Origin of the sequence: Bradyrhizobium genomosp. III (genome assembly GCF_000261705.1) — a bacterium.
GTDB classification, from domain to species: Bacteria; Pseudomonadota; Alphaproteobacteria; order Rhizobiales; family Xanthobacteraceae; genus Bradyrhizobium; species Bradyrhizobium ottawaense.
In genome coordinates this window covers 1-7,907 of sequence record NZ_AJQF01000376.1, presented here as the reverse complement: position 1 = coordinate 7,907, position 7,907 = coordinate 1, and the positions used below count along the sequence as shown (strand labels likewise).

General features: G+C 64.4%; 9 protein-coding genes and 1 tRNA gene. 5 read left to right on the top strand and 5 right to left on the bottom strand.

The window, feature by feature from the left end; translation table 11 throughout:
* On the top strand, positions 1 to 739 hold a 739-nt coding region (locus IC66_RS0130435), incomplete at its 5' end, for a Gfo/Idh/MocA family oxidoreductase (protein ID WP_038950192.1).
* Here IC66_RS0130435 and IC66_RS0130430 read toward each other — a convergent pair.
* On the bottom strand, positions 683 to 2,389 hold the full coding sequence (locus tag IC66_RS0130430; RefSeq protein ID WP_244429192.1) for a hypothetical protein: 1,707 nt from the start codon (positions 2,387 to 2,389) through the stop codon (positions 683 to 685). The two genes, IC66_RS0130435 and IC66_RS0130430, sit on opposite strands and share 57 nt — an antisense overlap.
* 161 nt (positions 2,390 to 2,550) lie before the next feature.
* Here IC66_RS0130430 and IC66_RS0130425 point away from each other — a divergent pair, with 161 nt between their 5' ends.
* The 3 genes from IC66_RS0130425 to IC66_RS0130415 all read left to right on the top strand — a co-directional run bounded on the left by IC66_RS0130425 (position 2,551) and on the right by IC66_RS0130415 (position 4,478).
* Entirely contained in the window at positions 2,551 to 3,057 is a 507-nt protein-coding gene (locus IC66_RS0130425; protein WP_028141038.1) for a hypothetical protein, read from the top strand.
* Positions 3,058 to 3,066: 9 nt separating this feature from the next.
* Positions 3,067 to 3,573, top strand: a complete 507-nt coding sequence (locus IC66_RS0130420) for a hypothetical protein (RefSeq protein ID WP_028141039.1) — start codon at positions 3,067 to 3,069, stop codon at positions 3,571 to 3,573.
* A gap of 143 nt (positions 3,574 to 3,716) precedes the next feature.
* A complete protein-coding gene (locus IC66_RS0130415) occupies positions 3,717 to 4,478 on the top strand; it encodes a glycosyltransferase family 2 protein (protein WP_038950191.1) in 762 nt (253 codons plus the stop codon).
* Between the two features lie 121 nt (positions 4,479 to 4,599).
* On the opposite strand, the gene IC66_RS0130410 is transcribed toward IC66_RS0130415, so the two are convergent.
* From IC66_RS0130410 to IC66_RS48500, 3 genes are all read right to left on the bottom strand, one after another.
* Positions 4,600 to 4,675: transfer RNA gene (locus IC66_RS0130410), tRNA-Trp, on the bottom strand.
* A 95-nt stretch (positions 4,676 to 4,770) separates the two neighbouring features.
* Positions 4,771 to 5,172 (bottom strand): hypothetical protein, encoded by a 402-nt coding sequence (locus IC66_RS48505; RefSeq protein ID WP_244429191.1) that lies wholly within the window; start codon positions 5,170 to 5,172, stop codon positions 4,771 to 4,773.
* 60 nt (positions 5,173 to 5,232) lie between these two features.
* Positions 5,233 to 5,397, bottom strand: a complete 165-nt coding sequence (locus tag IC66_RS48500) for a hypothetical protein (protein WP_244429190.1) — start codon at positions 5,395 to 5,397, stop codon at positions 5,233 to 5,235.
* 210 nt (positions 5,398 to 5,607) lie between these two features.
* On the opposite strand from IC66_RS48500, the gene IC66_RS0130400 reads away from it, so the two are divergent.
* Positions 5,608 to 6,831, top strand: coding sequence for a serine hydrolase domain-containing protein (locus tag IC66_RS0130400; protein WP_028141042.1), 1,224 nt, complete (start codon positions 5,608 to 5,610; stop codon positions 6,829 to 6,831).
* A 165-nt stretch (positions 6,832 to 6,996) separates the two neighbouring features.
* Here the strand turns inward: IC66_RS0130400 and IC66_RS0130395 are convergent, their stop codons facing one another.
* Complete coding sequence (locus IC66_RS0130395; RefSeq protein WP_028141043.1) at positions 6,997 to 7,764, bottom strand: SDR family NAD(P)-dependent oxidoreductase; 768 nt, start codon at positions 7,762 to 7,764, stop codon at positions 6,997 to 6,999.
* Between the last annotated feature and the right edge of the window lie 143 nt (positions 7,765 to 7,907).

The window sequence follows — 7,907 nt, the reverse complement described above, 5'->3', positions numbered from 1 at the left end:
CTACACGACGGCCCAGGCCAGTTCGCTGGTCGAAGCCGCACGGCAGCAAAACCTCGTCTACAGCATCGGCTACATGAAGCGTCACGATGCCGGCGTGGCGCGGGCGCTGCAGGTGCTGACGCGCCTGCGCGAAGACCAGTCGCTCGGACGCATTGTCCGGGCCGAGGGCTGGTGCTTCGGCGGCGACACCGGCCGGTCGCACGACAATTTCGTGATGACCGGCGAAGCGCGACCGGACGGGATTGAACTCTGGCAGGATGGCCCCGACTGGATGCCGCGCGCGGCGCGTCCCGGCTACGATAATTTTCTGAACGTCTTCAGCCATATCATCAACCTGGCGCGCTACCTGCTCGGTTCGTCGCCGACGGTCGCCGAAAGCGCGATCGAGGCTTCGGGTGCCGGGCGCATCACGCTCGACTTCGACGGCATCGCCTGCGCACTGGATCTCGTGAACGGCTCCGAAGGCAGCTGGCGCGAAGGGCTGACGATCGATTTCGAGCGCGGTGCGGTGACCCTGGAATTGCCGCCACCTTTCGCCGAGCAAGAGGCGAAGGTCATCGTCGATCACGATGGTCAGAGCACGCGGCTGACGGGCGAAAAGAGCTGGGCATTCCGGCGCCAGGCCGACGCCTTCGTTTCCGACGTCGCCGCGCGAGGCGTACCCTTGGCCTCCGGCGCGGATTCAGTGACCGACATCGCGCTTGCGGAGACCGTCTGGAAACAGCGGGCTAGCGGCTAGGCGCGGCATCCTTGCTTGCGCCCTCGAGCGGCAGAATGCCCGCGATGGGCCCAAGCTTGATGTGACCTGCGCAAGTTGAGCCAGGAACTCTGCAACATCGCAGCGCGCCAGGAACCGGCACGCATAGTACTTCCGCACCAAGGTCTGGTTCGGTGCGGCTCCCGGGCCCGGCTGGAACGAAATCGTCGCCTGCGGCCCCGTCGGATCGAAATGATGGAATGCACTTCCCGGAGCGGTCCGCGCCTCGTCCATTCCCCGCAGGATGTCGGGCCGCTCGGCGCGCAGCGCAAATCCGAAGAACGGCTGATTGCCCCAGGCAAGTCGCAGCATGCCGGTGACCTCGGCGAGGCCGAACGGCACGTGCCGTGAGGGGTAGTCGAAAAAGCCGTCATCGAGCGCATAGACCGTCGCCGCGGGCTGGGCGCGGCCGGCAAGGTTGCGCGTCAGGGCCTCCTGCTTCAGCGTTCTCGCCTGCATGAAGACGTAGTCGCTCCACAGCATGCCGATCGACATGATCAGGCCCGATCCGAATATGGCTGCAAAGGCGATGCTGGGACTGGTCCAACGTTCGGCCAGCCGCTTGATTGCGAGAAACGCCAGCGCCGACGGCACACCCAACATCAGCAGATGACGGCTCTCGTAGAAATGCGTCGACGACGGCCGCAGGCCGGCGATCAGATAGGGCGACGACAATGCGAGGAACAAGACCAGGGCGAGCACGAGCGGCAAGGCGATCGCGGTTCCGGACGTGGTCGGCTTCGGGTCGGCGCGCAGCAGCAGCAAGACGAAGCCGACGAGCACCGCCGCCAAAATGAACAGCCCCGGGACGGCAATCGCCGCGCGCAACGCGTGGGCCAGGACGTCCCTGTAGCCGGTGATGAAGAATGCCAACCATCCCTTCGCCAACTCGCCGAGCGTCGGGAAATGGGCATCATAGTGCTGCGCGTACACGCCGATCCGCTTGAACCAGATATTGAGCGTGCCCCAGTAGATCAGCGGAAGCAGGATCAATTCCGGATAACCCAGGGCACAGCGCCAGGATGCGAGCCATGTGCGGCGAACGAAGCCGTCCGTCGCCTTCCCGCCCCGCCAAATCGCAACGAAGAGACCCAGCATGACGAAGGCATAGAGCACGATCGTCGAGTTGAGTGCGAAGCTCAGCAGGAACACGAGCGCACAGGCCACGCGAAGCAGCACGCGCCGCAGACCGCGGGCACTGAAGGCCAGCGTCAACAGCCATGCGCCGATGAATAGCAATCCGAAGCTGAAGACGTAGACCGCGTTCGCCTTGCCCGCCCAAAGCTGATAGCCGGGATAGGTCCAGACGATCAGCGCGAAACCGACCGCCTCGGCGCGGTCGAGCAGACCGAGACGTGTTGCGGTGAGGGCGAGCGATATAGCGCCGAAGACAATTCCAGCAATCGCCAGCGAGACCATCACGACAACCGGGGCGCCCGTCCAGTTCGCGAACGTGTCGTAGCTGTAAAAGATCGGATGACCGGCGCCGTTCAGCAGGAAATCGATGTTGATGAAATAGTCGGGACGCGGCTTGAGCACCAGCCAGTCGTCCATGAAGAGACCATCGTTCACGAGCATCGGCGCATGCGCAGCCAATAGCACGACGAGGAGGACGACTATCGCACGCAGCAATGGGGACATCTCGGACGGAGGAACGGCATCGCCGGCAGGATTCGCACGCCCACGTGACGTCCGCAAGGCGGGATGATGGGCTCCCTTGACCGGAAAAATGCGACCTTTTATAGACTTTTGCTCTGGCTGGGCCTCAGAGGCGTCCGGGACGATTTTCCGCAATGAACATGCTCCCGGGCCCGGCGCAAGCCGCTGCGATTGGTCTCAGTGTCGCGCTGCCGCTGCTGTTGCTGTGCTACGCGCGCATCGCCGCCACCGGCGGATCCGGCCGCCGCTTCCGGCTCGGCTGCATCAGCATCTTGGCCCTTTACGCGATCGCCTGTCTCGCGCTTCCCGGTCAACGCCATTATGACGACGTGCTTGGCGGCTTGTTCCTGCTCGCGACTGCGATGATGTTTTTCTACATCCTGTTCAGCCTGCTCGCCTGGGGCTTTACGCTGACGCTGCTCACGGCACTCGTTAAGGCCGGGCGTCCCCTCACCTGGGAGCAATGGGCCGTAGCCTACATGCAGGGCGGAGATCTCGGCACCTTCACGCACAACCGCCTGAAGCTCCTGGTCGGCGCGGGGATGTTGACCATTGCAGACGGCAGGCTGGCTCCGACGGCCAAGGGGGTGGCGGTCGCGCGTCTCGTCAAACTCGTTCGTCTGTCGACGGGCCTTGGGTAAGAGGCCGCGATGTCCTTCGTTGTCGGATTCCTCGCCGCCGTCAGCTTCGTCCTGCTGTCGCCTGCCTTGCAGCTCATGGCCCGCGCTCGCGGGTGGCCTGTTGGAGCCGTGACCCTGCTCGCGATCGCCGCGATCCTCACCCACGGTCTCGGCGTGATGCTCGGAATCCTCGTCGTCCCGGAATTCCAGTATTGGGACGCCGCGTCGATTTTCGGTTTTTGCGTCATGGGTTACGTGTTCGCTTTTGGCGCAGTGTACAAATCGGTTTCCCTGGAGATTCTGCTCGGCATCGTCGACCGGCCCGAGCGGAAGGCTCCGCTTTCCGAAATCGTCGAACGGCAGGTTCCAGATCTGTTCCAGGGACGAATTAGGAACCTGGTCGACGGCGGCCTTGTCGAACCGGTGGATTCACACTTCGCGGCGACGGCGGCGGGCCGAAATATGGCAGGCCGCGTCGGACAGCTGCGCCGCGCCTTCGGTATCGGCGATACCAGTCTCTATGATTTTTCCGAATAGTTGCCGGGAACACACACATCGCCGGTTTCGTGCCGGTTGTGCAGGGCATATCTGCGGGCCCCTTATTGTTCGGTCGGCGCAGATGACCTAGAGTTGCGCTGGGGTTCCACCAGTAAAGAGTGGCCGGCAACAGGCGGCATAAGATGACACCTTCCAGGGCGGCAAAGAGACTTACGATCGTCATCCCTGCACTGAACGAGCAGGACAAGATCGCCGACACCATTGACGGCGTGCTGCCGCTCGCCCGCGAGCTGCTCGACGATTTCGAGATCTTCCTGATCGACGACGGCAGCACCGACGCCACCGGCGCGATCATGGACGAGTTCGCGGCCGGCGAGCCGCGCATCGTCGTGCAACATAACGCCGAGCCGCGAGGTGTCGGTGCCGGCTTCGAATACGCGCTGTCGCGCGCGAAATTCGATGCCATCACGCTCATTCCCGGCGATCACGCCTTCCAGAACGAGGGTATTGCCCGGATGTTCAAGGCGGCGGGCGCCGCCGACCTCGTCATCACCTATCGCGACAACCAGTCGGACCGCTCGGTCAACCGCTCGCTGCAGTCGCATTCGCTGCGGTTCATCCTGAACTGCCTGTTCGGCTTCTGGCTGTCCGACTACCACAGCATGATCGTCTACCCCGTGAAATGGCTGCGCCAGATCGCGGTCAAGGCCGACGGCTACGGCTATCAGATCTGCGCGTTGATCTCCCTGCTCCAGCTCGGCCTCACCTATGTGCAGGTGCCCGTGAGCCTGAACGCGGAGCTGAAGGGCTCCTCCCGTGCGCTGCGGCTGCGCACCTATTTCGAGCTCGGCGGCACCATCGTCTCGCTGCTGCGCCGCGTTCCCATCCGGCACGTCGACCTCAGCCAGGTTCCTACCGACGCGGAACGGGCCCCGGCGCGCTAGTCGAGGGCCTCGTCGGGCTTGGGCTTGGGAAATCGAGCGGATGGGCAGGCGCGCGGCGATTCGCCCGCGGGACGCCCTCGTCCCTATCCTGCCAGCACCTGACTTAAGTGATTGATTTGACTGGCAGGAGTGGCAGGGCTCGAACCTGCGACCCCCGGTTTTGGAGACCGGTGCTCTACCAATTGAGCTACACTCCTACGGACCCTGCGTCGCCCCAGGATCAGGGCCGCTTTCAAGCACAGAGAGCGGCCGGATTGCAAGAGCGAAGCGAGTGCCATGCGCGTACTTCGCGCTAGGCCCCCCCATCTTTCAGCAGCCAGTTGCGGTAGATCTCCCCGTAGCGCACGCTCACCTTGTCCACCGGGGTTTGCGTCGCGTTATTGTCGATAGCAGCCTGCACCGCCGCCCCAACGATCCCCTGCCCGGTATAGAGCGCTGCGTTCAGCTCGGGATAGGCGACGATCAGCGCACCGGTTCGGGCATCGACGAGATTGGCGTCCGCGATCATGCCGCGATGGCCGCCGATCACGACACGCTGGATGGCTGACGGGAACAGCAAGCTCTTCACCCGGATGTCGAGCCGCACCGGCCGCGTGCCCGCCAGCCGAGCGGCCAAGACCTGCTCGACGCCGGCCTTGATCCGCGGCGTCAGCAGGCCTTGAACGAAAGCCTTTACCTCCGGAACGTCGGCCATTGTTGCCGCCTGCTCCAGGCTGACCGCCTTCGAGTCCGCATAGGCGCGGAGACCGTCCTCCTACTGTATGCGTGCGTCGGGTGCAAAACTGACCGCAACGCCGGTCAGCTTCATGCCGGCTATGTCGCTCTGCGACAGCGAATTATTGGCGGCGGTTACGCAGCCCGCAAGCGCAAGCATTCCGCCCAGCGCGACAATCCGCGCCAGTCCCAGCAGCAATCTCAACAACGCCCCCTGTCCCCGTAACCCAATCTCAGCCCGGCCCAAAAATAGGGTGTTCCGCCCGCTGCTGTCTACCCCGAATTGTATTGCCGTGCATAAGACCCGATGCCGAGCGTCCGCTGCAGATGTCACCGCGCCGAATGCATCTGTTCTTCACGGGGCTTCTGAGCCACACTTTTCCGATCGACCAAAAACAAGAGCCCGGGAGCCTCCATGAACGCCCAAGCCGCCACGAAAGCCACCTCGACGCCGCTGACCCCGCCCTTGCCCGAGGTCCGCCCGGAGACGCTCGGGCTGTCGCGGCTGCGGCTCCAGGCCATGTCGGACGCCTTCAGGCGCGAGATCGACAAGGGAACCGTTCCCGGCCTCACCGTGCTGGTGGCGAGGCGCGGCCAGGTCGGCTGGTTCGAGGCGCTCGGCAGGCAGAGCCCGGCGGACGCCGCGCCAATGGCGCGGGATTCGATCTTCCGGATCTTCTCGATGACCAAGCCGATCGTCTCGGTCGCCATCATGGCGCTGGTCGAGGACGGCCACCTCCTGCTCAGCGACGCCGTCGCAAAATTCATCCCGGAATTTGCCAGCCAGCAGGTCGGCATCGTCAAGGACGGCAAGCTGGAGCTGGTGCCGCCGGCGCGGCCGATGACCGTGCAGGACCTGCTTCGCCACACCTCGGGCCTTACCTACGAGCACCAGGGCGACGGCCCCGTGCACAAGCTCTACCAGGAGTCCCGCGTCCGCAGCCGCAAGATCACCAACGCCGAGCACGCCGCCCTGGTGGCGAGCTTCCCGCTGGTCTGCCAGCCCGGCGCGGAATTCAACTACAGCCGCTCCACCGACATCCTCGGCCGCATCATCGAGGTCGTCAGCGGCAAGTCGCTCGGCACGTTCCTCACCGAACGCGTGCTCGCCCCGCTGCAGATGGCCGAGACCGGCTTCTCGACCTCCGAGGCCAATGCGGGCAGGCTCGCCGAGCCTTTCGCGGCCGATCCCTGGACTGGCGACAAGGTCGCGCTGTTCAACATGCACGAAGCACCGGTGATGGAGTCCGGCGGCGGCGGCCTGGTCTCGACCACGATGGACTATGCCCGCTTCTGCCTGATGCTGCGCAACGGCGGCACGCTCGACGGCCACAGGATCATCGGCCGCAAGACGCTGGAGCTGATGGCGTCCGATCACCTCGGGCCGCAGGTTCAGACCAACGGCACCCTGCTCTCGCCCGGCCACGGTTTTGGTCTCGGCTTCGCGGTGCGCCGCGAGGCCGGTATCGCCCCCTTCCCCGGCAGCGTCGGCCAGTATTTCTGGAGCGGCATTGCCGGCACGTTCTTCTGGATCGATCCGAAGGAGGATCTGTTCGCGGTGTTCATGAGCCAGGGCCCGGGCCAGCGCGATTTTACGCGCACGCTGGTGCGGGATCTGGTTTACGCGGCGGTGGAGTAATCGCCGCTCTCGTGCCCCGGACGCAACGCAGCGCGTAGCGGTGCGTTGCTGAGCCGGGGCCCACGTCTCCGCGATCTCGTTCTTGGCTTTCTGGGCCCGGCTCTGCGGAGCAGCACTTCGTGCTGCGCCGCGTCGGGACACGAGAAACTCAGCGCGTCGTCGACCTCAGCTGATCGTCGCGCCGCCGTCGATCACCATGGTCTGGCCGGTCATGAAGTCGCCGGCCCTGGACCCCAGGAACACCGCGGCGCCCGCGATCTCGTCGGGGATGCCGATGCGCAGGAGCGGCGAGCGCGCGGTCGAGGCCTTCAGGTTCTCCGGATTGTCCCACAGCGCCTTGGCAAAATCGGTCTTGATCAGGCCGGGCGCGATGCAGTTCACGCGGATGTTGTCCTTGCCGTATTCGCAGGCGAGGTTGCGCGCGAGCTGCATGTCGGCGGCCTTCGAGATGGCGTAGGCACCGAGGATGGTCGAGCCTTTCAACCCGCCGATCGAGGAGACGATGATGATGGAGCCGTCCTTGCGCTCGATCATCTGCGGCACCACCATCGAGATCAGCCAGTTGTTGGCGACGATGTTGTTGTCGAGGATCTTCCTGAACTGATCGTCGGAGATGCCGGCGAGCGGACCATAATACGGGTTCGAGGCGGCGTTGCAGACCAGCACGTCGATTTTGCCGAAGGCGCGGTTGCTCTCATCGACGAGGTTTTGCAGATTCTCTTTCGATGAGATGTTGGCGGCAACCGCGACCGCGGTGCCCTTGCCGAACCTGTCGTTGATGCCCTTGGCCACCTGCTCGCAGACATCGGCCTTGCGCGATGAGATCACGACCTTGGCGCCGTGCTCGGCCATGCGCTCGGCGATCGCAAGCCCGATGCCGCGCGTCGAGCCGGTAATGACGGCGACTTTCCCCTTCATGTCGAACAAGGTCATGTTTCTCTCCCAGATTGATCTTGGTATTCACGTCGAGATTCCGGGCCTGGTCCTTCGGACCATCCCGGAATGACGCCTTACTCAGGCGAGCTTCTTGACTTCCGGTCCCGCGGGCTGATGCATCGCCGCATGCGCGGCATCCG

Excerpts from the sequence above, each read along its gene's own strand:
- IC66_RS0130425 (WP_028141038.1), top strand. The coding sequence starts at position 2,551 with ATGAACATGCTCCCGGGCCCGGCGCAAGCCGCTGCGATTGGTCTCAGT.
- IC66_RS0130420 (WP_028141039.1), top strand. The coding sequence starts at position 3,067 with ATGTCCTTCGTTGTCGGATTCCTCGCCGCCGTCAGCTTCGTCCTGCTG.
- IC66_RS0130415 (WP_038950191.1), top strand. The coding sequence starts at position 3,717 with ATGACACCTTCCAGGGCGGCAAAGAGACTTACGATCGTCATCCCTGCA.
- IC66_RS48505 (WP_244429191.1), bottom strand. The coding sequence starts at position 5,172 with ATGGCCGACGTTCCGGAGGTAAAGGCTTTCGTTCAAGGCCTGCTGACG.
- IC66_RS0130400 (WP_028141042.1), top strand. The coding sequence starts at position 5,608 with ATGAACGCCCAAGCCGCCACGAAAGCCACCTCGACGCCGCTGACCCCG.
- IC66_RS0130395 (WP_028141043.1), bottom strand. The coding sequence starts at position 7,764 with ATGACCTTGTTCGACATGAAGGGGAAAGTCGCCGTCATTACCGGCTCG.